This is a genomic window from Aerococcus urinae (assembly GCF_001543175.1).
GTDB classification, from domain to species: Bacteria; Bacillota; Bacilli; order Lactobacillales; family Aerococcaceae; genus Aerococcus; species Aerococcus urinae.
In genome coordinates this window covers 991,967-1,016,716 of sequence record NZ_CP014161.1, presented here as the reverse complement: position 1 = coordinate 1,016,716, position 24,750 = coordinate 991,967, and the positions used below count along the sequence as shown (strand labels likewise).

Genomic DNA, 24,750 nt, shown 5'->3' with positions numbered 1-24,750 from the left:
AGGAAAATGAATAAAAAAAGCTGGATCGTTGTCATTGTGGCAGCACTAATTCTATTCTTTGGTGTCCAAAGTGCAGCTGTACGTGAAAAAGAAGCTGATTTGGATGATGCGATCTCAAATAAATTCTTTGCTAGTGATAAAACCATCGAAGAGGGCGATAGCAATTCTCAAATTGCCGTCCTCCAGGTCAATGGGACTATCGCTGATACGGGAGATCAAAACTCTTTGTTTTCAGCTAATCAAAGTTATGATCACCAAGGAACCCTGTCTGCTATTAAAAAAATAAAAGAAGATAATAAAGTTAAAGCTTTACTTCTAGAAGTTGATTCCCCAGGTGGAGCCGTTTACGAGAGTGTTGAGCTCTACCGAGCTTTAAAGGACTTGAAGGAAAGTCGCCAAATTCCTATCTACGTCAGCATGAAGTCCATGGCAGCTAGCGGGGGATATATGATTTCAATGGCTGCAGATAAGATCTTTGCTGATACTGAAACGACTACTGGGTCAATTGGTGTCATTCTCTCCACTTTTAATATCAGTAAGTTACTAGAGGAACATGGTATTAAACCTGAAGTCTTTAAATCGGGAGACCATAAGGACCTATTATCGATGTATAGAGACCCTAGTGATGAAGATAGGGAAATTATCAATAATATTTTAAAAGAATCCTATGACCGTTTTGTAAAAATTGTGGCCGAGGGTCGGGGAATGAATGAAGATGAAGTCCGTAAATTAGCTGACGGGCGCATTTATTCAGGCCAACAAGCCTTGGATAAGCACTTGATTGATGCCATTGGTTACCGTCAAGATGCTTTAGCGGCCTTAAAGGCTGATCACGATTTAGAGGGTAGCCGGGTTTACTTAGTAAGTACTGATGAAGACCAACAACAATTTAGCAGTTTAATTCGTCGCTTTAGCCAAGCTATTCCTTTGAGTAAGTTATGGAAAGCAGATACACCAGCTAATGAAATTGAAGCGGTTAAGGAATTAACAGACCAAGCTCCACGTCCATATTATCTCTACGGAGGTGAATAAGATGTTTGGTAAAAAGAAAAAAACAGATGATAAGCAAAATATTGATATTTCTGCTTTAAATGATGAACTTTACCAAGGTAGCTTAGAAAATAAATCGGTTCCAGGAGAGGGCTATAAGACCACTTGTTTTCCTAGTTATTCTGAGTCAGTTGACCAATTGCCCCGCCAGGTTTATGGAGGTTTTTGGCAACGTTTATTGGCCTATTGCTTAGATTATCTATTTATTAAAGCCTTAGTAAGTATCCTTTTAGCACTTGCTAGTCTATTTTTAAGTAGAGACTTACTTGAACAAGGCGATTTAGTGAATTTCCTAGCGGTTAATTTTATCTGGGTTTTATACTTTACCTTGTCGACTTATCTCCTTAATGGACAAAGTTTAGGGAAATTTTTCTGTCGCTTAAGGGTTGTTAAGGCTGATGAAAGTCGCTTATCATTGGGAACCTGTCTGATACGTGAAGGTTTAGGAAAAGTCATTTTGCGCCAGTTCCCAATTTTAGCCCTAGTTATTGTTTTCACGCCTAAACGCGAAAACTTTATCGACTTTTTTACCGACACACGGGTGCTTTCGCTCAGCCAAATGGACTTAATTAATTATCCCAGTCCCTCCAAAGGGTAAGTGATAGGAAATATACCAGTCAGAATGATTGGCGAGTGTGTTACCAATTAACCCCTTGTGGGAGTATCGAAAAGAGGTTGCGATGTTTCGGTCGCAACCTCTTTTCAATCCTTATCAAAGTATATTTCCTAGAAAACTTGTCACCTTATTTTTGTTGGGGCTTGAAGTTCATGAACATAAGAATGAGGGTAGCTGTTTCTTCAATGCTACGGTCGGCAACATTGATAATGGGACATTGCAGGCGCTCATAAACCTCATTGGCATAGGCTAATTCTTTTTCAATGCGGTCATCGGCACTATAAAGCCCTGATTCATCTACCCCATAGCTTCGCATGCGTTCACGACGAAATTTATTTAGTACATTAATATCATTGGTGAGGCCGATAATTTTATTGGATTCAATTTTAAAAATTTCTTCAGGTAATTGTGCTTCCGGGACTAAAGGTAAATTTGCCACTTTATAACCTTGGAAGGCCAGATAGATACTGAGGGGAGTCTTACTGGTACGTGAAATACCTAATAGAACGATATCCGCTTCCTCAAAACGGTTAGGGTAACGCCCGTCATCATTTTGAACCGCAAATTCAAGGGCTTGAATACGTTTGTAGTATTGGTCATTTAATTTGTGCCGCTGGCCGGGTTTTTGAGTAGAAGGGGTGCCAGATTCTTCACCAATCAGTTCAATAATGGGATGAAGGACGTTATAATAAAAAAGCCCATGAGCTTGACAAAAGCGAGCAGCGGTTTGATGAAGGTCTTCCTTAACAAAACTTACTACTACATGGGCCTTGTTGTCTTTAGCCGCTTCCAAAACTGGGAGTAGCGAGTCCTCATGAAGAATGAAAGGAAAGCTCTTTATATTGATTTCAACATCAGGAAACTGTACCATTACACTATCTAAGAGATCAGTTGTTAATTGACCGACTGCATCAGATAGTAAATAAAAATCTTTAATTTGTTTTTCTTCAGTCATTATTACACATCCTATTTCATCCATTATGTTTTAAAACAAATTATAACATGGCCATAAAGCATTTGCATGCTATAATAAATTAAATTGGGAGGGGTCTCTATGTCTGAATTTGTAAAAAATGCTATGAACCAATTAAATGATTTAGGTTATAAGTATACGCAAAGACGGGCGGATATGTTAGCGGTTTTCGATCAAGATATTAATCATTTTAAATCAGCCAAGGATGTCCAACAAGCCATGAAAAAAGACCATCCTAATATAAGTTTTGATACAATTTACCGAAATTTGCGCTTATTTACTGATTATGACCTATTAGAGGAAAACGAAATTGATGGGGAGATGGTATTTCGTCAGCATTGTGATCCCATCTTAGGTCACCACCATCACTTCGTATGTAATCACTGTGGGAAAACGGTTCCTGTTCGTTTAGGCGATTTATCCTATTATAGCCAACAACTACCTGGCTATGAAATTAATGGTCATAGTTTCCAACTTTTTGGGCTCTGTCCTGACTGCTTAGCTAATAGCGAGAAGTAATCCTAATAAATGCAAAAACTCAGTCTCCATATCACTCTCTCTGCAAGTAAAGGGAGGGATTTGATAAGGGACTGAGTTTTTTTATTTTAGCAATTCTTGTTACTTATCTTTGTCTTTGCTACCCCTAAGCCACTTTATTTTGATCCGTTTCTTTAGGACGATAAAGTTTGCGGGCAATAATTGGAGTAATAATCGAGCTGATAACTACCCCAAAAGCAATTTGAGCAGTAGCCGAGGCGACAAATTCTTGATAGCTTGGTATCACTGCACCAATAATAGCAGGAACGGAAACAGACATCCCAGCAATTGAAGACATCGCTAAGGAGGTGACCCCATCTTCTTTTAAAAGGTAGCGTTCAACTAAGACCATGATAAGAACCATAGGAATATAGAAGAGGATGGTTAAGAGCACGCCTTGTGGCCCCGCTTTGATGGCGTCGATTAAATTAATGTTAGCCCCAAAAGCAAAGCCCATGAAGGGGAGGGTAATTGCTGCTCCTGGTGCTAGATAATCCCGCATTTTAGGGTCTAAATTGCCTAATACCGCTCCAACAACGACAGGGATGATGGTTGAAATAATTGGTGTCCAATTAATGGCTGTGGTTTGAGAGATAGAAAAAACTAACATGGGATAAGCTGGGGTACATAACAAGCCAACTAAACCAAAAGCGCTGATGTCATCTTTAGTCCCGTAGTCACTTTCCAAGGCTAAGAATAAAGAGGGGTTGGTGGAGGCGATAGCAGCAATATAAGCAATGGCTGATATTCCCCAAATCCCATCCATGCCAAAGAATTGAATAAACAAAAGTCCTAAAACGATATTAATAATGACCTTCACTAAGATAAGGACGCCTTCTTTTCTTAAGACCACACTTAAATGGGAGAGATCAATAGAAGCTCCCGAACAAAGGCAAGCGAATCCGATAATGTAATTTAAACCATCGGCAGTAAAGATCGCTTGGGTAGCCCCGCCAATTTCAAAAATACCAGGTGCAAAAGTGCAAAATAAGGCTGATATAAGCATAGGGACCAGTAAGAGGCCACCAGGAACTTTCTTCATAAAATCGTACATTGAATAACTCCTTATAGCTAATGATAAATAGGTTTAATTGCGCATTAAAGTCAATTATAAGCCTATTTTTTTTAATTACAAGATAATAAAAATGAAATTTACAATTAGATAATATAAAAGCGGGTCTTGATATTTATATTATGTAAAAAGCGAACTATATTAAAGATATTTAGGAATTCGTCCGTAAAAAATGTTGTTTTATGCTATAATCTGAGTTATACTTGTCTTGTAGTTAAAACGAACTTTTTATATTAGAGAGGTGCAAAATGTTCGGAAAGAATCTTAAAACTTTTGTTGTTGGTGCTTTAGCAGGTTTAGCGCTTGCTGGTTGTCAAGGTCAAAATGCCGGTGCCAGTGGATCTTCTACTAGTGACAAATCAGCTAGTGATGAATATCGTATTGCCATGGTTACTGATGGGAATGGGATAGATGACCGCTCCTTCAACCAGTCAGCTTGGGAAGGGATGGAAAAATGGGCCAAGGATCATGGCTTTTCTGAAAATGCGCGTTCATTTTATCAATCACATTCAGAAGCAGATTTCATTCCTAACTTATCGACTGCAACAGCTGATAATTACAATATCGTATTTGGTATTGGATCTTTTATGGTTGAACCTATTCAAAAAATTGCAGAAAACAATCCTGACCAACACTATGGTTTAGTCGATGGACAAGTTGATCTGCCTAATGTGGTTTCCCTATCCTTTAAAGATAACGAATCGGCTTATTTAGCTGGTGTCGCCGCTGCAAAATCGACTAAGAAAGATAAAGTTGGATTTATCGGTGGCATGAAAATTCCAGGTATTGAACGCTTTGAAGCTGGTTTTAAACAAGGGGTAAAGGATACTAAGCCTGAAGTTGAGGTAGATGTTCAATATGCGGATTCCTTTGGTGATGCTGCCCGTGGTCAACAAATTTCTTCTTCAATGTATCAAAACGGCATTGATATTATCTTTACAGCCGCAGGACAAACCGGGAATGGTGCCTTTACTGAAACCCGTAACCGCTTGGAAAATGGGGAAAAGGGCCTTTGGATTATTGGTTGTGATCGTGATCAATCGAGTGAAGGAGAATGGTCTCAAGGAAACTTTACTCTTGCTTCTACCTTAAAACTCATCGGCACGACAATTGCAAAGGTTACTGATCAATCCATGACAGGTGACTTCCCAGGTGGACAAAGTCAATTTAATGGAGTTAAAGAAGGTGCAGTTGACTTAGTGGATACGAACTTAGATGATGAAGCCAAGGCTGCTGTTAATGAAGCGCGTGAGGGCATCAAGAGCGATAAAATTTCCGTACCTGAAAAGCTTGCCGATTTAAAATAGAAGGATGAATATCGTGTCAGAACAGAATTTAGCATTAGAAATTAAAGATATCAGTAAAAAATTTGGCGATTTTACTGCAAATGATCATATTTCCTTTAATGTTAAGCAAGGTGAAATTCATGCTTTATTGGGCGAAAATGGGGCAGGAAAATCAACCTTGATGAATATTTTGACAGGTTTATTGACCCCAACTAGTGGTGAGATTCTTATCAACCAAGAACAGGTGACCATTAGCTCACCAGCTCTTGCCTATGAAAAGGGAATCGGCATGGTTCACCAACACTTCATGCTTATTGATGATTTTACTGTGACTGAAAATATTATGCTGGGTGCTGAACTCACCCAGCATGGCTTTTTAAAGAAAGATGATAGTGAAAAAATTGTCAGTGAGCTCAGTGAGAAGTATGATTTAAAAGTTGATCCAAAAGCGAAAATTAAAGACATCTCTGTAGGTATGCAACAAAGAGTAGAAATATTAAAATTACTCTACCGGGATGTTGATATTCTGATATTAGATGAACCGACTGGTGTCTTAACCCCGCAAGAAATCACTGAATTGATAAAAACTTTACGGCATTTAGCGGCTAAAGGAAAAGCAATTATTCTTATTTCTCATAAGTTAAGTGAAATTAAGGCTGCAGCGGATCGTTGCACCATTATTCGTCGTGGTAAAAAAATTGCCACCGTTGATGTGGACGAGGTCAGTGAACAAGAACTCGCTGATATGATGGTAGGTCGTAAGGTAAAAATTCATGTAAATAAAGAAGCCCCTCAACTAGGTGATGAAGTTTTAAGGATAAAAGATTTGGTTCTGGAAAAGCATCACCAACCAATCTTAAGAGGAATCAATTTAAACTTGTCTGAGGGAGAAATACTGGGAATCGCTGGTATTGATGGTAATGGTCAAAGTGAATTGATCGATGTTTTAACCGGATTAAGCGAAGCGACTCTGGGACATATTTATTTAGATGGAGAAGAAATTACCCATGATAATACACGGCAGATCGCTGAAAAGGGGATTGGACATATCCCTGAAGACCGCCATAAGCGCGGCTTAATTTTAGCAATGCCGATTTCTGATAACTTTATTTTACGCAATTACTATCAAAAACCCTTTAGTAAAAATTTATTAATGTGCTCAGATGTGATTGAAAATAACGCTAAAGACCTAGTCAATAAATACCATATTGCGGTGCCTAATATTTCAGCAAAGGCTAGTCAGTTATCTGGAGGAAACCAACAGAAAATTGTTATTGCCCGTGAACTTGAAAACCACCCCAAAGTCTTGATTGCTGCTCAGCCTACTCGAGGATTAGATATTGGCGCAGTTGAAGAGGTTCATGAAAGGTTATTGGAAGAGAGAGGTAAAGGGAAGGCTATTCTCTTAGTCAGCCAAGAATTGGATGAGTTGATGTCTTTATCTGATCGTATTGCTGTTATTCACCAAGGACAAATTACCGGTATTGTGGACAGCCAGGAGACTAATGAAACCGAATTAGGTTTATTGATGGCTGGAGAATCAATTGACAAATTAGAAAAAGTAGGTGAAAAAGGTGAATAATAGTAAAAAGATGTCCTATGCCTTAATTATTTCCTTGCTATCGATTGTTCTAGGATTTTTTGTTGGGGCCTTAATTATGCTGTTCTTCGGTTACAATCCAATCCTTGCTTACCAAGCGATGATCGGAAAAGTAATCACAGGCCCTTATTTCTTAGGAGAAGCCTTTCGTGAAGCGACCGTTTTAACTTTTACTGGTTTATCATTTGCTCTAGCTGCTAAGGCTAATTTTTTTAACATTGGTATTCCAGGTCAGTACTTATTAGGGTGGATTACTTCCGTTTGGTTTGCCTTAGCCAACCCCGATTTACCACGAATAGCCTTAGTTCCACTATGCTTTCTAGTAGGGGCTTTAGCTGGAGGTTTTTGGGGAAGTTTAGTAGGCGCTTTCAAAGCTTGGCGTGGCAGTAATGAAGTGATTACTACCATTATGCTGAATTATATTGCCCTGTATCTTACTAACTGGATTATCAGAGGTCCTTTGGGAAGCCAATTGAAAACGCCGGAAATGACTGAAAACGCTAGTTTATCTTTAAAATGGCTCAGTGAATTAAGTAATGGCTCACGGTTAAATCTAGGAATATTTATTGCTTTTGTTTTTATGGCTTTATATCACTTATATATAAATAAAACGATAAAAGGGTTTGAGACCCGGTCGATTGGCCTAAATCCGGAAGCTAGTCGTTACTCCGGAATGTCAATTAAAGAAAATATTATCTTAACCATGACTTTATCTGGCCTATGTGCAGGGGTTGGTGGTGTGATTACTGGCTTAGGAACTTTTCAAGGGATAACGATTCAAGGAACACTTCCTAGTGAAGGGTTTAATGGTATTGCTGTTGCTCTGTTAGGAATGAATCATCCATTAGGCATTTTTCTATCCGCTTTACTCTTTGGCATTCTAAATGTGGGATCGCGTTTTATGCCCAATAGTGCAGGGGTTCCTGATGAAATGGCCCAAGTGGTCATCGCATGTATAATCTTTTTTGTCGGGACAGCCTACATTGTTGATTGGGCAAAAAATAAGTTGCAAGCCCTTAAACAAGCCAAGGGAAAGGAGTAGAAAATGTCACTAATTGATATGCTACAATTATTAGTTTCTAATGCTTTGTTATACGCAGCCCCTTTAATCTTGACAGCTATTGGTGGCACTTTTTCTGAGAGATCCGGTATAGTGAACATTGGTCTAGAGGGGATTATGGTCATTGGTGCTTTTTCTGGTGCCTTAGCGAATTTCTTCCTAGCTCCTCAATTTGGCTCTTGGTCCCCGTGGATTTCTTTAATCATCGCCGGATTATTTGGCCTGATTTATTCTGCTCTCCATGCAGTAGCGACTATTCATTTGCGCGCTGACCACACCATATCAGGAACGGTGTTAAATCTGGCTGCTCCAGCCTTAACGGTCTTTTTATGCCGGGCGCTTACAGGGTCAGCACAAACCGGACCTTTGGCTGTTCCTTTTATTAATCGAACGCTTACATTACTCAGTAAAATCCCCCTAATCGGACCGATTCTTTTTGTGAATACTCCTCCAGTTGCCTGGTTTAGTTTTTTACTCGCACTTATCGCTTGGCTAGTCTTATTTAAGACACGCTTTGGCCTACGCTTACGTTCAGTAGGGGAGTCTCCTCTAACCGCTGAAAGCTTAGGGATAAATGTTTACGCGATGAAGTATGCTGGAGTTTTGATTTCAGGTTTTCTGGGAGGTATAGGTGGTGCTATCCAATCTCAGGCGATTGCTAATGAGTTTGCTGTGACGACCATTTCTGGTCAAGGTTATATGGCTTTAGCAGCCATGATTTTTGGACATTGGCATCCGATTGGCGCGACTCTCTCAGCGGTATTTTTTGGACTTGCCCAAGCTCTAGGCTATGCAAGTAACTATATTCCGGGACTATCAGGAATTCCAGACCTTTGGTTGCAAATATTACCTTATTTAATTACCTTAGTGACGGTCGTTTGCTTTATTGGTAAATCAGTTGGTCCTAAAGCCAATGGAGTAACCTATGTAAAGAGTAAATAAATGAAAAGGAGGATATGAATGCGACAAATATATTTTAATCACGACGGTGCAGTTGATGATTTAGTAGCATTATTTTTATTAAGTCAGGCTAAAGATATTGAAATCCTAGGTGTGGGTGTGGTCCCGGGTGATTGCTATTTAGAGCCTGCTATATCTGCTTCAGAGAAGATCTTAAATCGTTTTGCGCCAGGTAAAGAGATCAAGATCGCTCCCTCAGTGGCTCGACCTAAGAATCCTTTTCCAAAAGAATGGCGCGAACACGCTTTTACTGTAGATGCCTTACCCGTTTTAAATGAGTATGAAATCAGTCAAAAATTAATAGTTGATCAAGCAGCCCACCTGCAACTGGTTGATATTCTTAAATCCGCTGATCAAGCTATTGATCTTGTCTTTACAGGTCCTTTGTCTGACTTAGCCCTAGCACTAGATACTGATTCAAGTATCGCGGCTAAAATTAATAAATTATATTGGATGGGCGGCGCCTTTCAAGCAAAGGGTAATGTCCTCGAACCTGAACATGATGGTTCAGCTGAATGGAATGCTTTTTGGGATCCAGAGGCAGTCGAGCGGGTATTTCAAGAAGAATTTCCTATTGATATCGTTGCCTTAGAAAGTACCGAAAAGGTGCCTCTAACAATACCGATACGTCAGGCTTGGGCTAAAGAACGGAAAAATTTAGGTATTGATTTTCTGGGTAACTGCTATGCTTTAGTGCCGCCATTAGTTCATCAAGTGTCAAATTCGACTTATTACCTTTGGGATGTGTTGACAGCCATTTCCTATATTGATCCTTCATTGACAAAGAAGCATGCTTTAAAGGCCAAGGTTGCCACCAAGGGGATTAATCAAGGGCAGACTTATGAGGACGAAAATGGTCGTTTAGTCGATGTGGTTTATGATGTTAAACATGCGGAATTTTTCCAAACAATTTTTAATTTAGCTTGGCAATAATTAAAAAAATTTATTCTTTATGCCAATAACTTAGCTTTTGACCCTTAGTTTAATTAAAGTTAAGATTGACTGACTTTCGATTATTCGTTATAATCAACTTTGTACATTTCCTAAAGTGGAGGAAATGGTAAGGATGAAACGAGGGGAGGTATATACCATGTCAAAGACTGTAGTTCGTAAAAACGAATCTATTGATGACGCTCTTCGTCGCTTTAAACGCTCGGTTTCAAAATCCGGCACCTTACGTGAAGCACGCAAACGTGAATATTATGAAAAACCATCAGTTCGCCGGAAGAAAAAATCGGAAGCTGCTCGTAAACGTAAATTCTAATCGTGCATAACCTAAAGGACAGATTGGAGGCGCCTCATGGCAAAAATTGATCAATTAAATCAAGATATGAAAGAAGCCATGAAAGCTAAAGATAAATTCCGTTTATCCGTTATTCGCATGTTAAAGGGCGCTTTACAAAAAGCCGAAATTGACAAAGAAGAAGCGTTAACGGATGATGAAGAACTAAGTATCTTATCTAGAGAATTGAAACAAAGAAAAGATTCTGTGAATGAATTTCATGAAGCTGGAAGAGATGACTTAGCTGACCAAACCGCTAAAGAAATAGAAATCGTTGAAAACTACCTACCAAAACAACTTTCTGAAGAAGAAATTACCCAAGCAGTTAAGGAAGTTATTGATCAAGTAGGTGCCAGTTCAATGAAAGACTTCGGAAAAGTTATGGGAACAGCCGTAGCTAAACTGAAAGGTCAAGCGGATGGTAATCAAATTCAAAAAATAGCAAAAAGCTTGCTATCATAGAAGTATAGGGGAGTTGGAAAGTGGATCCAACTCCTTTTTGTATGGTCAATGCGCCTTTGATTCTTCTACTGAATGAAAGTGAAAGTTTTGTTTCATTATTCGATTTTTTAAACACCTTTTGCTATACTAATCTTATCAATTAAAAGGGGGCAGATTGCTTTTGACACAGTCACTGACTACTAAGACTATTCAATTAAAGGATCCAGCGATAGCTCTAACTTTATATGGAATCCATGACCGGCATTTGCGTTTGATCGAAGAATCCTATACTTTACAAATCAATGCCCGTGGTGATAAATTAGAACTCATTGGCGCTAGCGATACGATTGAAACAGTAGCAGAAATTATTCAATCTCTTGAAGTATTGATCAATAAGGGCAAAACGATTGGAGAACGTGACATTATTACAGCCATCAAAATGGCTAATAATGGTCAACTCGATACTTTTATCGACTTATATGACCAGGCAATTGGGAAAAGCTATGATGGCAAGATTATCCAACCTAAAACTTTTGGGCAAAAACAATATATTGATGCCATTAAGGCTAACCCACTGACATTTGGTATCGGACCTGCCGGAACGGGGAAAACCTTTTTAGCAGTAGTTATGGCCGTTTCTGCCTTAAAAAAGGGGGAGGTCAAACGTATTATACTCACCCGTCCTGCGGTTGAAGCTGGTGAGAGTTTGGGTTTTCTACCAGGGGATTTAAAAGAAAAAGTTGATCCTTACCTTAGACCTATCTATGATGCCCTATATACTATCTATGGTGCCGACCATACTGAACGATTGTTGGAGCGAGGGGTCATTGAAATTGCACCCTTAGCCTATATGCGCGGTAGAACCTTGGATGATGCTTTTGTGATATTAGACGAAGCACAAAACACGACCAAGGCGCAAATGAAAATGTTCTTGACTCGCTTAGGTTTCGGGTCAAAAATGATTGTCAACGGCGATAAAACGCAAATCGATCTCCCCAGGGGTATAAAGTCAGGACTGACTGATGCCGAAAACATTATCAAGGGTGTTGATAACATCCGCTTTGTTTATTTTGATACCGATGATGTCGTCAGACATCCAGTGGTTTCAGCAATTATTAAAGCCTATGATAAAGAAGCTGAGCAAAGAAAACATGGAGGTGAATAGGCATGTTATCTATCTTATTCAAGGATAAAACAGGAGAACTAAGCCAAAATCAAGTCGATATTATATTAGGGGTCTTAGATGCTGCAGCAAAACGACTTGAGCTGAATCGAGAAACGGAAATGTCCGCGACTATTGTCCATGATGACGAAATCCACGCCATTAACCGGGATTACCGTGGTAAAGACCGGCCAACGGACGTGATTAGTTTTGCCATCAATGATGAGAGTGAAGGCGATAGTCCTATTGCTGAGTGGCCTGAAGATTTGCCTTATGAATTAGGAGATTTGATTATTTCTTTAGACACGGCTAAACGTCAGGCAGAGGAATATAACCATTCATTAGAACGGGAGCTAGGTTTTCTAGCTTGTCATGGTTTTTTGCATTTGAACGGTTATGACCATATCGAGCCAGAAGATGAAAAAGTAATGTTTGGCCTACAAAGAGAGATTTTGGATGCCTATGGACTCAAAAGAGAATAAAGAGCTCAAGGAAGACTATAAGAATAAGCGCTTCAAAAACCGGTCTTTTATACGGTCACTCGGCTTTGCTAGTGAAGGAATCGTATTCACTTTTAAACATGAACGTAATTTTCGATTTCAAACTGCCTCACTGTTTTTAGTACTTTGTTTAGCACTCTTGCTCAAAATTAAACGCTTAGAATTTATCATTTTGCTTTTTTGTTGTCTTATGGTTATGGCTTGTGAAATGATTAATACTTGCTTTGAATGGATGGTCGATTTAACCACAAACTACCAATATCATCCGATTGCAAAACATATTAAGGATGTGGCTGCTGGTTTAGTCTTGCTCACATCTATTTTTTCGGTAGTGATTGGTATAATTATTTTCACGCCTTATTTATTAGCACTTCTCTTTTAAATTTAGAAAGGACTACTTGTGTTCAATCAAAATAATTATCATTCAGGCTTTGTAGCCATTGTAGGACGTCCCAATGTAGGGAAATCGACCCTACTTAACCATATTATTGGCCAAAAAGTAGCCATTATGAGTGACAAGGCCCAGACTACCCGCAACAAAATCCATGCCATTTATACCACCGATGAGGTTCAAATTGTCTTTATCGATACCCCAGGAATTCACAAACCTAAGCATGAATTAGGGGAATACATGGTTAAAAGTGCCTATTCTGCATTGGATGAAGTTGAAGTCATTTTAATGCTCGTCAATTCCACTGAAAAAATTGGCCCAGGTGACCGTTTCATTATGGAAAAAATTGCTGCTTACGATACGCCAAAGATCTTAGCAGTGAATAAAATCGACCAATTAGACAAGGAAGACTTGGCGGCTTATTTAGAAAGTATTCCTAATAAGGATATCTTTGATCAAATTATTCCCTTATCTGCTTTAACAGGGGATAATGTGGACCAATTGCTCAAGGAATTAACTAAGGAAATGCCACTTGGTCCGCAATATTACCCTGAAGATCAAGTCACTGACCACCCTGAATATTTTGTTGTCAGTGAAATGATTCGGGAACAAATTTTGCAATTAACCCGTGAAGAGATCCCTCATTCGGTGGCGGTAACCGTCGACAAAATGCAAAAAGATGAGTATGATAAGGTTCATGTTTATGCCAATATTATTGTTGAGCGTAAGAGCCAAAAGGGAATTATTATCGGGAAAAATGGTTCAATGATTAAGAGAATTGGATCCAATGCCCGTCGTGAGATAGAGACCTTGCTGGGTTCTAAGGCCTTTCTGGAATTATGGGTAAAAGTCCAACCCCATTGGCGTGATAAACGTAATTTACTCAATGACTTTGGCTACCGACCAAAAACCGATTACTAATAAACTTTAAGAGTAGCTAGAAAGAGTGAGAATATGACCATCAATCAAGCAACTTTTCCGGGGATTGTTCTCTATCAAAGGCCCTATAAGGAAAAAGATTTGCTGGTTAAGATTTTTACTCAACCCTATGGCAAGCGCATGTTTTTTGTTCGTAATATTCATAAACCTAATAATGTGTTGAAGCAACCTAGCTTTGCCTTTGTTAGGGCGGAATATATTGGTACGATCAATGATCGGGGCTTTTCCTTTCTTAAAGAAGTCAAGTCGATGACTTTTCCCAAGCATACCATGAGTGATTTAGAAGCGATGGCTTACGCCAGCTATCTCTGCCATTTAGTGGACGCCTCTATGCCGGATAGAGAAGTCGACCAGGTACTTTTTACTCAACTTGAACAGGCTTTAGATAAGATTGAGACAGGTTTTAATCCCGCCATTATTTCTAATATTTTAGAAGTTCAGCTCTTGGCTAAATTTGGGGTCATGCCCCAATTGCATGCCTGTCAAATCTGTCAAGAGGACCAGGGGATTTTTGATTTTTCAGTTGCTTTTGATGGGCTATTGTGCCAAAAGCATTTCGGTAGGGATCCTAGAAGACTCCATTGGCCAGCTCGAGCAGCACATTTCGTCAAGCTGTTCAGTCAAATTAACTTTGCTAAGCTAGAAAGTATTCAGTTAAATAGTCAAAGTCAAGCCGTGATTCGACGAGCAATCGATGATTTATATGATGAATATGTGGGCTTGCACCTGAAAAGCAAAAGCTTTATCGATAAGTTGGCGAATTTTTCTAATCCGCTTGACTAGCTTAGAAGTCGTGAAGTATTATAAGTATGATAATATACTAATGTGATAACTAGTAAGGAGTACATGTCTTCTATCTGCAAAGTGAGCCTTGATAGTGAGAAAAGGCCAGATAAAGCTTGGAAGGGCGTACTAGAGCATTATTAAAAAAGAGCTAGCCTGAGCTAGAAGTAGGGTGGAACCGCGAAACCATCGTCCCTATGTATACCTTTTTGTATACATAGGGTTTTTCTTTGCTAGCAAAAACCCATAAATTAGTCTATTGTCAATTTCAGATTCGAAATAAAAATGAGAGTGAGGAAGTCAGATGACAACTACTGCCAAAACCGTTCAGGAAATGATTCTTGCCTTGCATCAATTTTGGTCTAATCAAGGGTGTTTAGTGTTAAATGCCTATGATACCGAAAAAGGTGCAGGGACCATGAGTCCATATACTTTCTTAAGAGCTATTGGACCAGAACCTTGGAATGCCTGTTATGTAGAACCTTCACGGCGTCCCGACGATGGCCGTTACGGTCAAAACCCTAACCGTCTTTACCAACACCATCAATATCAAGTGGTCATGAAACCAAATCCTGATAATATTCAGGAACTCTATATCGAAAGTCTTAAGAGCTTAGGGATCGATCCTTTGAAGCATGATATTCGTTTTGTTGAAGATAACTGGGAAAACCCATCGATGGGTTGTGCTGGTTTAGGTTGGGAAGTTTGGTTAGATGGAATGGAAATCACTCAATTTACTTATTTCCAACAAGTGGGTGGTTTAGATTGTTATCCGACCACTTCTGAGCTCACTTATGGGATTGAAAGACTTGCTTCCTACCTTCAAGGAGTAGACTCCGTCTATGATTTGGAATGGTCTCGAGGTGTGAAATACGGAGAAATCTTTAAACAACCTGAATTTGAACATTCGACTTATTCCTTTGAAAAGGCGGATACACAGATGTTATTTAATAATTTTGACGCCTATGAAAGAGAGGCCAATCAACAGATCGATAACGGCCTAGTTCACCCAGCCTACGACTATATCCTTAAATGTTCACATACCTTTAATTTGTTGGATGCCCGGGGCGTTGTGTCAGTGACCGACCGTGCGGCTTACTTGGCTCGGGTTCGCCACATGGCAAGACGGGTAGCACGTCTAATGGTTGAAAAACGTAAAGAATTAGGTTTCCCCTTATTATCACGCGAAGAAGCCCAAAGCTATTTGAAGGAGGACGGTAAGCATGAATAATCACAGCTATTTAATTGAAATCGGCTTAGAAGAAATGCCAGCCCAATATGTTCGTAGCATCAGTAAGCAATTTCAAGAACGGGTCGAAAAATTTCTTGATGAAAATCGCTTAACTTATGGTTCGATTGAAACTTTTGCTACACCGAGACGTTTTGCGGTTTTAGTAAAAGAATTGGCTGACCGCCAAAGCACTTTTGAAGAAGAAGCTAAAGGACCGGCCAAACGAATTGCCCAAGATGACGCAGGGAATTGGACCAAGGCGGCCATGGGGTTTGCGCGTGGTAAGGGACTAACTGTTGATGATATCTATTTTAAAGAATTAAAAGGCGAAGACTATGCGTACGTTACCGTGCGCTCTGAAGGCCTTAATGTTGAAGAGGTATTAGCAGATATTAAAAATTGTGTCAGTGAGATGAATTTCCCTGTCTCTATGCATTGGGATTCTCACGAATTCCGCTATATCCGTCCAGTTCACTGGATCGTATCCCTATTAGATAAAGAGGTTATTCCTTTTAATGTCCTAGCGGTTGAAGCTGGCAATCTTTCTCGCGGTCATCGTTTTCTCTATAATGAAAGTGTTGAAATCAGTCATGCTAGTCTTTATGAAGAAAGCCTGGAAAAAGCAGCTGTCATTGTTAATCAAGATAAGAGAAAACAAATGATTAAGGAACAAATTGAAGCCCTTGCCAAAGAAAATAATTATCAGGTGCCACTTGATCAAGATCTACTCGAAGAAGTGACCCAAATTGTTGAATATCCAACAGCTTTTGTAGGGGATTTTGATGAAAAATATTTATCTCTTCCAGCCCCTGTCTTGATTACAAGTATGCGGGAACACCAACGCTATTTTGCGGTGGAAGACCAAGAAGGTAAGTTATTGCCTCATTTCATAGCTTTAAGAAATGGTAACCATGACCATATTGAAACCGTTAAAAATGGGAACGAAAAGGTGCTAGTGGCTCGTTTAGAAGATGCCATGTTCTTTGTAGAAGAAGACCAAAAGCATGCTATTGATGATTTCGCTCAAAAGCTAACCGATGTGACTTTCCATGCGGAGATCGGTTCTATGAAACAAAAAATGGAAAGAACCGGAAAAATTGCTCACTATCTCTATGAAAACTGGGCCATGCATGAAGTCTTTGCGGGGCAATTAGCCACTGACTTTACCCAAGAAATCGACCGTACCGCTTCTATCTATAAATTTGACCTGGTAACTCAAATCGTGGATGAATTTAGTGAATTGCAAGGAATTATTGGGGAAATTTATGCTAAAAAAGCGGGAGAAGACCCACAAGTTGCCAAAGCGATTCGTGAACACTATTTACCAAGTGGTAACGCGAGCGAACTTCCCCAAAGTCCACTAGGTCTTCTATTTGCTATTAGTGATAAATTAGAATCAATTATTTCTTTCTTTGCTATTGGAAAAATTCCTTCTGGTTCTAACGATCCCTTTGCCTTAAGACGGCAAATGATTGGTATTTTAGCGATCTTAGAAGCTGAACACTTACCTTTAGAGTGGCATCAAGCCTTGCAGGATATCTTTGAACAGGTTTATGACTTTGACCAAGATAAGCAAGTCGAATTGAGTCAGGCCATTATCCAATTCTTATCTGACCGGCTTAAGAATAACTTGGCTGACAAGGAAATTCGCTTTGATATTTCTCAAGCCGCTAGGGAAGCTAAATATATCGATGTATTAACCATTATCCAGGCTGCTGAATTATTAAATGCTCACAAAGAAGACGAAGACTATAAAGATAATGTCGAAGCATGGCAACGGATCAATAATATTATCCTTAAAGTTAGCCAAGAAGAGGTTGAACTTCCCCTCGTAAACGAAGATTTATTTGAAAGCGATTCGGAAAGTGATCTCTACCAAGCGGTGTCGGATTTAAGACTAGATGAAGGAGTAGAAGAAGCTTATGAGGAAATTACCGCTTTAACGCCAATAATTACTCAATTCTTTGAAGATAACATGGTCTTTACCGATAACCAAGACATCCGCAACAACCGCTTAGCACTCTTAAACCTAATTGACCAAGCGATCACAAAGCATTATAATGTCCAAGCCTTACAAGCTAAGTAATAATATAAAAACTTTGAAAGGAGGGGGACCATGTCAACATTTTATGATTATGCCAAAATATGGGTTAAAGCCGGCAAGGGAGGCGATGGTTTAGTTGCCTTTCTCCGTGAAAAATACCGTCCTGATGGAGGCCCCGCTGGTGGTGATGGTGGTCGTGGCGGTGATGTGATTTTCAAGGTGGATGAAGGCTTAAGAACCCTGATTGATTTCCGCTACAATCGTCACTTTAAGGCCAAGCCTGGAGAGAATGGAATGACCAAGGGCCGTTATGGACGTGGGGCAGATGACTTAGTCGTCCCAGTGCCTCCTGGAACAACAGTTCGCGACTTTGATACAGGTGACTTGATTGGCGATTTAGTGGAAGACGGTCAGGAGCTCATAGTCGCTAAGGGAGGTCGTGGCGGACGAGGTAATATCAAATTTGCCACTCATAATAATCCTGCCCCAGAAATCGCTGAAAATGGCGAGCCCGGCCAAGAGAGAACCCTGCAGCTGGAATTAAAACTTTTAGCGGATGCGGGTTTAGTCGGTTTTCCATCAGTCGGAAAATCGACCTTGCTGTCTGTTGTCAGTGCAGCAAAGCCTAAGGTAGGGGACTATCATTTCACTACTATTAATCCTAATTTAGGTGTGGTAACGACAAGAAACCATGAGGAATTTGTCTTAGCTGACCTTCCCGGCCTAATTGAGGGCGCCTCGGAAGGAATTGGCCTTGGCATGCGATTTTTGCGTCATATTGAACGAACAAAGGTAATCTTACATGTGGTTGATATGGGCGCTTATGAAAACCGGGATCCTTTTGAGGATTATGTAAAAATCAACAAGGAACTCAGCAACTACGATGAGGAGCTTATCGCTAGACCGACGATTATTGTTGCAAATAAGATGGACATTCCAGAAGCAGTCTTATACTTAGAAGAATTTAAAGAGAAGTTAAACACTTACTTTTCAGACAACTATCCTGACTTAAGCGTACCTGAAATTTATCCTATTTCTGCCTTCACCCATGCTGGGATTAACGATTTGATGGACCATACCGCTGTATTGATCGATGAAGAAACCGAACGAAGAGAAGCCCTAGAGGCAGAAAAGGCAGTAGAAGATCAAAGGGAAAGCGTCAATTATCAAATTGAGGAAGAGGAACCTTACTTCTATATTAACCGGGATAGTGACGGTACTTTTATCCTGTCCGGTAGACGCATAGAAAAAGATTTCAAGATGGCGAACTTAGAATATGATGAAAGTGCTATGCGCTTTGCTCGTCGCTTGAAAAAACAAGGTGTCGACGAAGCGTTGCGGGAAAAGGGAGCCAAATCAGGCGATATTGTGCGCTTGTTAGACTATGAATTTGAATTTTTAGATTAGGTGAATATTTATGGAGTTAACTTTTTTAGGTACTGGTGCAGGAGTACCCAGCAAGGCCCGCAATGTGTCTTGTACCCTGTTAAAATTATTAGACGAGCGCAATGAAATGTGGATGTTTGATTGTGGGGAAGGCAGTCAACAGCAGTTTCTTAAAACAACTTTGAAACCCAGAAAAGTAACTAAAATATTTATCTCCCATGTTCATGGTGACCATATGTATGGTTTACCCGGCTTCTTAAGTAGCCGAAGCTTCCAAGGTGGAGAAAATGTTCCCTTAACTATTTATGGACCCAAAGGCGTGAAAAAATATGTTCAAACGAGTTTGGGAATATCCAAAACCCGCCTAACCTATCCAATTTATTACCAGGAATTAGACCAATCTGGTATTGCTTTTGAAGACCAGCAATTTACGGTTAAATATGCAACTTTAGACCATATTGTTCCTAGTTATGGTTTTAGGGTGGAAGAAGCCGATTCAGCTGGTGAATTATTAATAGATAAGGCCCGGGAAGCAGGAGTCCCAAATGGCCCGCTCTTAGGGCAATTAAAGGCAGGCTTGACCATTCAATTGGAAGATGGTAGGGAACTTCAAGGAAAAGACTTTCTTGGGCCAGATAAGCGCGGAAAAATTGTCAGCATCTATGGGGATACCCGCTATTGCCAGGCTGGGATTGATTTAGCTCAAAACGCTGATGTTTTGGTCCACGAAGCGACTTTTGAGGCTGGTGAAGAGAAAATGGCCCATGATTATTATCATTCGACTGCTAGTCAGGCTGCCATGGTGGCTAAGAAAGCCGGAGCTAAGCAGCTCTACCTAACCCATATTTCGGCACGTTATGTCGGGGCAATGGCTAAAGAGTTGCAAAAAGGTGCCGAAAAAATATTTCCTGCTAGCAAAGTGGTGAAGGATTTTGATAGCTATGCCATTAAATGATAAGGACAGGCAAGGACAGTGGGCCTTGATTACTGGAGCTTCTAGTGGTATTGGTCGCGCTACTGCAATTGCTTTGGCTAAGGCAGGCTACTCACTCTTACTAACCGCTAGGCACCAGGAACGCTTGGAAGAAAGTAAGCAGCTATGCTTAGAGGCTGGCGCAAGAGCTGTAGATATTTTTCCAGCTGACTTAAATGATTTAGAGACAATTGATCGTCTAGTCCACTATGCTTTTGAGCGTTATTCCATAAGGATTGTCGTCCATAGTGCTGGCTTAGGCTATTTTGAACGGGTTATTCGGCAAAGTGATGCCCATACCTTGGAACAGATCAATACCAATTTGCTAAGTGCCATCTATCTTTGCCAACGCATCGCCATTGCCATGCTTGATCAAGGCTTAAGTAAGACCTATTTGGTGATTTTAGCATCAATTGCCGCGCGCATTCAAACCGCTGGCAATGCTAGCTATGCTGCATCTAAGGCTGGTTTGTTGGCTTTTGCTAATGGCTTAAGACAAGAGCTATGGTCAACACCCATTCAAGTAATGACTGTTTTACCTGGCCCAGTAAAGACCGCTTTTTTTGACCAGGCAGATCCGAGTGGACAATTTATTCAGGCAGTCGATGCATTCACAGTTGAAGCAGGAGAAGTTGCCCAAGCGATTTGCCAGGGAATAAAAAGAAACAAGATGGAAGTTGTTGTTCCTAATTACTATGCCTGCATAAACAAGGTCTTGTCGCTTTCGGTTCCCTTAGGCTACCGTTTGATTCATTGGACCATGTCTCGGATAAAATCACGTTAAGGGTAAGTGTCATCAAGATGCTAAAGAAAGGGGTTAGTTATGCTAAAGGCAAATTATGAGTGGCAATTAAAGCCAAGTTTTGATCAATCTGACCTAGAAAAAGAGCAAGTGGTTAAGGAAACTCAGTTATCGCCACTCCTGGTCGATTTACTTTTTCAGAGGGGGAAACAAAACATTCAAGAAATTAATGATTTTTTGAGTGAAAAGCCTCATTTTCACGATCCTTTTCTGCTTCATGATATGCAAAAGGCCATTGATCGTTTGCAAGAAGCCGTTAGAAATAATGAGCTCATATTAATCTATGGTGACTATGATGCCGATGGAATTACAGCAACCACGATTCTCTATGAACTTTTAGAATCCATAGGGGCTAACGTAACGTATTACCTACCAGATCGCTTTGTGGATGGCTACGGTCCTAATAAGGAAGTTTATGCCTACTACATTAAGCAAGGGGTTCAATTAATTCTAACCTGTGATAACGGTGTCGCCGGTCATGAGGCAGTGAAATATGCCGAAGAGGCTGGTGTTAATGTAATTATCACTGACCACCATGAAATTGGAAACACTTTACCTGATGCCTATGCCATTGTTCATCCCAGACATCCTGAGGGAAATTATCCTTTTGATGATTTATGTGGTGCTGGAGTCGCCTTTAAGTTAGCCCAAGCGATAACCGGTAGCTTACCAGTCGAATATTTGGATGTCTGTGCGATTGGAACAATCGCTGATCTGGTCCGCTTAGAGGATGAAAATCGTAGCATTGTTCAACAAGGCTTAAAGATTATGGCACATAGTGAAAGAATCGGTTTAATGACTTTAATGAAGAGTCAAAATATCGATTTAAACCATATCGATGAAGAAACCATTGCCTTTAACATTGCTCCACGACTTAACGCTTTAGGTCGCTTAGGCTCAGCAAAACCAGGAGTTGAACTACTCACGAGTTTCGACCCGGATTATTGCCAGGAATTAGTTAATACCATTGAAACCACCAATCAAAAACGACGAGTAATTGTAGACCAGGTTAGTCAGCAAGCGATTCAGGCAGTAGAAGAGTGGAAAGAATTACCAGAAATTATCATTTTAGCTCATCCCAATTGGCATGAGGGAGTGCTAGGCATTGTGGCAAGTCGACTGGTAGAACGCTATCAGCGGCCTAGTATCATTTTAAATTATAATGCTGAGAAGGCAGAATATAAGGGATCAGGTCGTTCAGTTGAAGGAATCAACCTCTTCAAGCTCCTCCAAGCTGCAAAGGAATATGCGCCTAAGAGTGGGGGACATGCCATGGCGGCTGGGATGACCATTGCTGAAGACCAATTTGAAGCTTGGAAAGCAGCGATCTATCAGGCGATTGAGCCCTTCAAAGAACAATTAGAAGGGAGGGTCCCCTTACCAATTGACGCCAAGATTACTGCTGATCAATTGACCTTAGAAAATATTCAGGAGCTGAATCGCTTAAAGCCATTTGGTACAGCTAATCCCAAACCTATATTTTTAATCGAAAATGAATCGATCTCTGCGCCTCAGCAATTAGGAAAAGATAAGAACACTTTAAAATTTTCTCTGACTAAGGGTAATCAGCAGTTAGAGGTTATCGGTTTTCAGAAGGGAAATCTGGCTAATTATTTACAGGCTGGCCAAAGTGTTGATCTGGTTGTCGAAGCATCCATTAATACCTGGCAGGGAAATAGTCGGCCACAAGCCATTTTGCTCGATATGGCTAGCGATCAAAAAATAATCGTTGACTGGCGGAGAGAAAAAAATCCTGACCTTATTTTTTCCCTTTCCCAAAGTTATTATTATTTTGAAAGCAAGTCCTTAATCGCTCAATATAAGGAGCAGATTCCTAGTCAATCTTGTTTAATAGGGGAAGAAGACTTGAAGCAGAGCAGGGAACATTATAGCCAGTTAGTTATTTTTGAACTACCAAAAAATTTGCAAAAGCTAAGAGACTTCGTTCATAATGAGAATATAGAAACGATCTATCTGTTTTCATATAGTCCGATATCAGCAAGAAAAATCGGTATGCCCACTCGCGATCACTTTGCTTTGCTTTATCGTTATTTTATATTCTATAAAGAACTTGATTTGACCGGGAAAAAGGCAGATTTGGCTCAGTATCTAAAGATACCGCTCCCTCTCCTTAACTTATTGCTAAAAGTTTTAGTTGAAGCAGAGCTTTTAGAACAAGATGGCCAGATTTATCGTATTCGTCCAGGCCAGAATAAGATCGATTTAAAGGAATCGACTACTCTTAAAAATTGGGCAAAGCGAATTGAAAAAGAAAACTTTCTTTTAAATGAAACCATAGATAATTTAACACGGTATTTTTTCCAGGAGGATAATTTATGAACTTAAAAGACTACATTAAGGATATTCCTAATTTCCCTGAGGAAGGCATTATTTTTAGAGATATCACGCCTTTACTCCAGGATCCTGAGGCTTTTCAATATGCAGTTAATAAAATTGCAGATTTTGCTCGTGAAAAATCAGTAGATGTGATCATTGGTCCAGAGGCTAGGGGCTTTATCGTTGGCTGTCCAGTAGCTTATGCTTTAAATAAGGGCTTCGTTCCTGCTCGCAAAAAAAATAAATTACCTCGTGAAAAAGTCAGCATTGAATATGATTTAGAATATGGAAGCAATACTATTGAAATTCATAAAGATGCTATTCAACCTGGGCAAAAAGTCCTCATTGTTGATGATCTCTTGGCCACTGGTGGGACCATTCGTGGCACTAAAAAACTCGTTGAAGAACTCGGTGGTGAAGTCGTTGGTGCTGCCTTTATTATTGAATTAGAAGGCCTTAAAGGTCGTCAATTAATTAGTGACTTAGATATTCTGTCACTCATTAATTATGGATAATGGTAATAAAGCTTACAATCCAAATAAAACCGCTCTCTAAGTCATTCACACTGACTTAGAGAGCGGTTTTTGCTTTAAAAAGTATGTTCGCGGTAAAGGCTAACGACTTTACCTAATATGGTGACCTCATCAAGAATTATTGGCTCTAAACTAGCATTCTCAGGTTGGAGGCGGAAGTGACCGTTTTCTTTGAAGAAACGTTTACAGGTAGCTTCGTCATCATCTGTCATAGCAATGACAATATCACCATTAGATGCCGAACTTTGTTGGCGAACAATGACATAGTCCCCATCAAGGATACCGGTTTCGATCATACTTTCTCCGCGAATTTGCAACATGAAATATTCGCCATCTTGACTATTAAGACTTGGTGGAGTGGGGAAATAGCCATCCACATCTTCATAGGCATCGATAGGCTGTCCGGCAGTAACCGTCCCAATAATGGGAATACCGGGTTGGTCTACGCCTAACATCTTTAGACCTTTATGAGTAATTTCTAAGGCTCTGGGTTTAGTAGAATCCTTGAATAAATAACCACCTGCTTCTAACCGGTTGAGGTGGCCATGGACTGTAGAAGTCGAAGCTAGGCCAACCTGGTCACATATTTCTCTAACTGTGGGGGGATAGCCTTGATTTTTTACACTATCATAAATGCATTGTAAGACTTGTAAGGGTCTTTCTTTCATATTGTTTCACCGAAACTTTCCATATATATTATCCGAGTCGTTTCATTCTTATACTATAAAAATGTTTCAAGCGTTTCTAATTGTTGGTTTTATTGTATCATAGCTCGAAGCTTTGTGCAAACGT

25 protein-coding genes are annotated in these 24,750 nt (G+C 39.9%); 22 read left to right on the top strand and 3 right to left on the bottom strand.

Annotation, left to right across the window (positions count from 1 at the left end; all coding sequences use genetic code 11):
* Window positions 1-6: 6 nt before the first annotated feature.
* Window positions 7-1,032 carry a signal peptide peptidase SppA gene (gene sppA / locus AWM73_RS04725; protein WP_060778306.1) on the top strand — a complete coding sequence of 342 codons (1,026 nt, stop codon included), beginning with the start codon at window positions 7-9 and terminating at the stop codon, window positions 1,030-1,032.
* Window position 1,033: 1 nt separating this feature from the next.
* Window positions 1,034-1,648, top strand: a complete 615-nt coding sequence (locus tag AWM73_RS04720; RefSeq protein WP_060778305.1) for an RDD family protein — start codon at window positions 1,034-1,036, stop codon at window positions 1,646-1,648.
* Between the two features lie 145 nt (window positions 1,649-1,793).
* Here the strand turns inward: AWM73_RS04720 and AWM73_RS04715 are convergent, their stop codons facing one another.
* The gene (locus tag AWM73_RS04715; protein WP_060778304.1) at window positions 1,794-2,621 is read right to left on the bottom strand and encodes a pyruvate, water dikinase regulatory protein; all 828 of its coding nucleotides are present in this window, start codon (window positions 2,619-2,621) and stop codon (window positions 1,794-1,796) included.
* Between the two features lie 99 nt (window positions 2,622-2,720).
* Here AWM73_RS04715 and AWM73_RS04710 point away from each other — a divergent pair, with 99 nt between their 5' ends.
* Complete coding sequence (locus AWM73_RS04710; protein ID WP_060778303.1) at window positions 2,721-3,158, top strand: Fur family transcriptional regulator; 438 nt, start codon at window positions 2,721-2,723, stop codon at window positions 3,156-3,158.
* 124 nt (window positions 3,159-3,282) lie between these two features.
* Here AWM73_RS04710 and AWM73_RS04705 read toward each other — a convergent pair whose 3' ends face one another.
* Window positions 3,283-4,230, bottom strand: coding sequence for a 2-keto-3-deoxygluconate permease (locus AWM73_RS04705; protein ID WP_060778302.1), 948 nt, complete (start codon window positions 4,228-4,230; stop codon window positions 3,283-3,285).
* A 266-nt stretch (window positions 4,231-4,496) separates the two neighbouring features.
* On the opposite strand from AWM73_RS04705, the gene AWM73_RS04700 reads away from it, so the two are divergent.
* The 19 genes from AWM73_RS04700 to AWM73_RS04610 all read left to right on the top strand — a co-directional run bounded on the left by AWM73_RS04700 (window position 4,497) and on the right by AWM73_RS04610 (window position 23,940).
* Entirely contained in the window at window positions 4,497-5,555 is a 1,059-nt protein-coding gene (locus tag AWM73_RS04700; protein WP_060778301.1) for a BMP family lipoprotein, read from the top strand.
* Window positions 5,556-5,568: 13 nt separating this feature from the next.
* The gene (locus tag AWM73_RS04695) at window positions 5,569-7,116 is read left to right on the top strand and encodes an ABC transporter ATP-binding protein (RefSeq protein ID WP_060778300.1); all 1,548 of its coding nucleotides are present in this window, start codon (window positions 5,569-5,571) and stop codon (window positions 7,114-7,116) included.
* Window positions 7,109-8,176 (top strand): ABC transporter permease, encoded by a 1,068-nt coding sequence (locus tag AWM73_RS04690; protein WP_230080670.1) that lies wholly within the window; start codon window positions 7,109-7,111, stop codon window positions 8,174-8,176. The genes AWM73_RS04695 and AWM73_RS04690 overlap by 8 nt, the downstream gene beginning before the upstream one ends.
* A gap of 3 nt (window positions 8,177-8,179) precedes the next feature.
* Window positions 8,180-9,136 carry an ABC transporter permease gene (locus AWM73_RS04685; protein WP_060778299.1) on the top strand — a complete coding sequence of 319 codons (957 nt, stop codon included), beginning with the start codon at window positions 8,180-8,182 and terminating at the stop codon, window positions 9,134-9,136.
* A gap of 18 nt (window positions 9,137-9,154) precedes the next feature.
* Window positions 9,155-10,087: a nucleoside hydrolase gene (locus tag AWM73_RS04680; protein ID WP_060778298.1), complete on the top strand. Its 933-nt coding sequence runs from the start codon at window positions 9,155-9,157 to the stop codon at window positions 10,085-10,087.
* A 157-nt stretch (window positions 10,088-10,244) separates the two neighbouring features.
* Entirely contained in the window at window positions 10,245-10,418 is a 174-nt protein-coding gene (rpsU, locus tag AWM73_RS04675; protein WP_060778297.1) for a 30S ribosomal protein S21, read from the top strand.
* Between the two features lie 36 nt (window positions 10,419-10,454).
* Complete coding sequence (locus AWM73_RS04670) at window positions 10,455-10,898, top strand: GatB/YqeY domain-containing protein (RefSeq protein WP_013668809.1); 444 nt, start codon at window positions 10,455-10,457, stop codon at window positions 10,896-10,898.
* Window positions 10,899-11,052: 154 nt separating this feature from the next.
* Window positions 11,053-12,042, top strand: coding sequence for a PhoH family protein (locus AWM73_RS04665; protein ID WP_111818056.1), 990 nt, complete (start codon window positions 11,053-11,055; stop codon window positions 12,040-12,042).
* 2 nt (window positions 12,043-12,044) lie between these two features.
* Window positions 12,045-12,521 (top strand): rRNA maturation RNase YbeY, encoded by a 477-nt coding sequence (gene ybeY, locus AWM73_RS04660; RefSeq protein ID WP_060778295.1) that lies wholly within the window; start codon window positions 12,045-12,047, stop codon window positions 12,519-12,521.
* Window positions 12,496-12,921 carry a diacylglycerol kinase family protein gene (locus AWM73_RS04655; RefSeq protein WP_060778294.1) on the top strand — a complete coding sequence of 142 codons (426 nt, stop codon included), beginning with the start codon at window positions 12,496-12,498 and terminating at the stop codon, window positions 12,919-12,921. The genes ybeY and AWM73_RS04655 overlap by 26 nt, the downstream gene beginning before the upstream one ends.
* 18 nt (window positions 12,922-12,939) lie before the next feature.
* The gene (gene era, locus AWM73_RS04650; RefSeq protein ID WP_060778293.1) at window positions 12,940-13,851 is read left to right on the top strand and encodes a GTPase Era; all 912 of its coding nucleotides are present in this window, start codon (window positions 12,940-12,942) and stop codon (window positions 13,849-13,851) included.
* Window positions 13,852-13,884: 33 nt separating this feature from the next.
* Window positions 13,885-14,652 carry a DNA repair protein RecO gene (recO, locus tag AWM73_RS04645; RefSeq protein WP_060778292.1) on the top strand — a complete coding sequence of 256 codons (768 nt, stop codon included), beginning with the start codon at window positions 13,885-13,887 and terminating at the stop codon, window positions 14,650-14,652.
* 304 nt (window positions 14,653-14,956) lie between these two features.
* A complete protein-coding gene (gene glyQ / locus AWM73_RS04640; RefSeq protein ID WP_060778291.1) occupies window positions 14,957-15,883 on the top strand; it encodes a glycine--tRNA ligase subunit alpha in 927 nt (308 codons plus the stop codon).
* Window positions 15,876-17,969 (top strand): glycine--tRNA ligase subunit beta, encoded by a 2,094-nt coding sequence (gene glyS, locus AWM73_RS04635; RefSeq protein ID WP_060778290.1) that lies wholly within the window; start codon window positions 15,876-15,878, stop codon window positions 17,967-17,969. Before glyQ ends, glyS begins: the two co-directional genes overlap by 8 nt.
* 30 nt (window positions 17,970-17,999) lie before the next feature.
* The gene (obgE, locus tag AWM73_RS04630) at window positions 18,000-19,334 is read left to right on the top strand and encodes a GTPase ObgE (RefSeq protein ID WP_060778289.1); all 1,335 of its coding nucleotides are present in this window, start codon (window positions 18,000-18,002) and stop codon (window positions 19,332-19,334) included.
* 10 nt (window positions 19,335-19,344) lie between these two features.
* Window positions 19,345-20,268: a ribonuclease Z gene (rnz, locus tag AWM73_RS04625; RefSeq protein ID WP_060778288.1), complete on the top strand. Its 924-nt coding sequence runs from the start codon at window positions 19,345-19,347 to the stop codon at window positions 20,266-20,268.
* On the top strand, window positions 20,255-21,070 hold the full coding sequence (locus AWM73_RS04620; RefSeq protein WP_060778287.1) for an SDR family NAD(P)-dependent oxidoreductase: 816 nt from the start codon (window positions 20,255-20,257) through the stop codon (window positions 21,068-21,070). The genes rnz and AWM73_RS04620 overlap by 14 nt, the downstream gene beginning before the upstream one ends.
* A gap of 39 nt (window positions 21,071-21,109) precedes the next feature.
* Window positions 21,110-23,428, top strand: coding sequence for a single-stranded-DNA-specific exonuclease RecJ (gene recJ / locus AWM73_RS04615; RefSeq protein WP_060778286.1), 2,319 nt, complete (start codon window positions 21,110-21,112; stop codon window positions 23,426-23,428).
* A complete protein-coding gene (locus tag AWM73_RS04610; RefSeq protein WP_060778285.1) occupies window positions 23,425-23,940 on the top strand; it encodes an adenine phosphoribosyltransferase in 516 nt (171 codons plus the stop codon). Before recJ ends, AWM73_RS04610 begins: the two co-directional genes overlap by 4 nt.
* A gap of 74 nt (window positions 23,941-24,014) precedes the next feature.
* Here the strand turns inward: AWM73_RS04610 and lexA are convergent, their stop codons facing one another.
* Entirely contained in the window at window positions 24,015-24,626 is a 612-nt protein-coding gene (gene lexA, locus AWM73_RS04605; RefSeq protein ID WP_060778284.1) for a transcriptional repressor LexA, read from the bottom strand.
* Window positions 24,627-24,750: the final 124 nt, after the last annotated feature.

Bases quoted from the DNA above. Each gene is read 5' to 3' on its own strand.
- AWM73_RS04610 (WP_060778285.1), top strand. From the start codon at position 23,425: ATGAACTTAAAAGACTACATTAAGGATATTCCTAATTTCCCTGAGGAA.
- AWM73_RS04680 (WP_060778298.1), top strand. From the start codon at position 9,155: ATGCGACAAATATATTTTAATCACGACGGTGCAGTTGATGATTTAGTA.
- AWM73_RS04620 (WP_060778287.1), top strand. From the start codon at position 20,255: ATGCCATTAAATGATAAGGACAGGCAAGGACAGTGGGCCTTGATTACT.
- AWM73_RS04685 (WP_060778299.1), top strand. From the start codon at position 8,180: ATGTCACTAATTGATATGCTACAATTATTAGTTTCTAATGCTTTGTTA.
- AWM73_RS04655 (WP_060778294.1), top strand. From the start codon at position 12,496: ATGCCTATGGACTCAAAAGAGAATAAAGAGCTCAAGGAAGACTATAAG.
- sppA (WP_060778306.1), top strand. From the start codon at position 7: ATGAATAAAAAAAGCTGGATCGTTGTCATTGTGGCAGCACTAATTCTA.
- AWM73_RS04700 (WP_060778301.1), top strand. From the start codon at position 4,497: ATGTTCGGAAAGAATCTTAAAACTTTTGTTGTTGGTGCTTTAGCAGGT.
- recO (WP_060778292.1), top strand. From the start codon at position 13,885: ATGACCATCAATCAAGCAACTTTTCCGGGGATTGTTCTCTATCAAAGG.
- ybeY (WP_060778295.1), top strand. From the start codon at position 12,045: ATGTTATCTATCTTATTCAAGGATAAAACAGGAGAACTAAGCCAAAAT.
- glyQ (WP_060778291.1), top strand. From the start codon at position 14,957: ATGACAACTACTGCCAAAACCGTTCAGGAAATGATTCTTGCCTTGCAT.
- obgE (WP_060778289.1), top strand. From the start codon at position 18,000: ATGTCAACATTTTATGATTATGCCAAAATATGGGTTAAAGCCGGCAAG.
- rnz (WP_060778288.1), top strand. From the start codon at position 19,345: ATGGAGTTAACTTTTTTAGGTACTGGTGCAGGAGTACCCAGCAAGGCC.
- AWM73_RS04710 (WP_060778303.1), top strand. From the start codon at position 2,721: ATGTCTGAATTTGTAAAAAATGCTATGAACCAATTAAATGATTTAGGT.
- rpsU (WP_060778297.1), top strand. From the start codon at position 10,245: ATGTCAAAGACTGTAGTTCGTAAAAACGAATCTATTGATGACGCTCTT.
- recJ (WP_060778286.1), top strand. From the start codon at position 21,110: ATGCTAAAGGCAAATTATGAGTGGCAATTAAAGCCAAGTTTTGATCAA.
- AWM73_RS04670 (WP_013668809.1), top strand. From the start codon at position 10,455: ATGGCAAAAATTGATCAATTAAATCAAGATATGAAAGAAGCCATGAAA.
- AWM73_RS04720 (WP_060778305.1), top strand. From the start codon at position 1,034: ATGTTTGGTAAAAAGAAAAAAACAGATGATAAGCAAAATATTGATATT.
- lexA (WP_060778284.1), bottom strand. From the start codon at position 24,626: ATGAAAGAAAGACCCTTACAAGTCTTACAATGCATTTATGATAGTGTA.
- AWM73_RS04715 (WP_060778304.1), bottom strand. From the start codon at position 2,621: ATGACTGAAGAAAAACAAATTAAAGATTTTTATTTACTATCTGATGCA.
- AWM73_RS04705 (WP_060778302.1), bottom strand. From the start codon at position 4,230: ATGTACGATTTTATGAAGAAAGTTCCTGGTGGCCTCTTACTGGTCCCT.
- glyS (WP_060778290.1), top strand. From the start codon at position 15,876: ATGAATAATCACAGCTATTTAATTGAAATCGGCTTAGAAGAAATGCCA.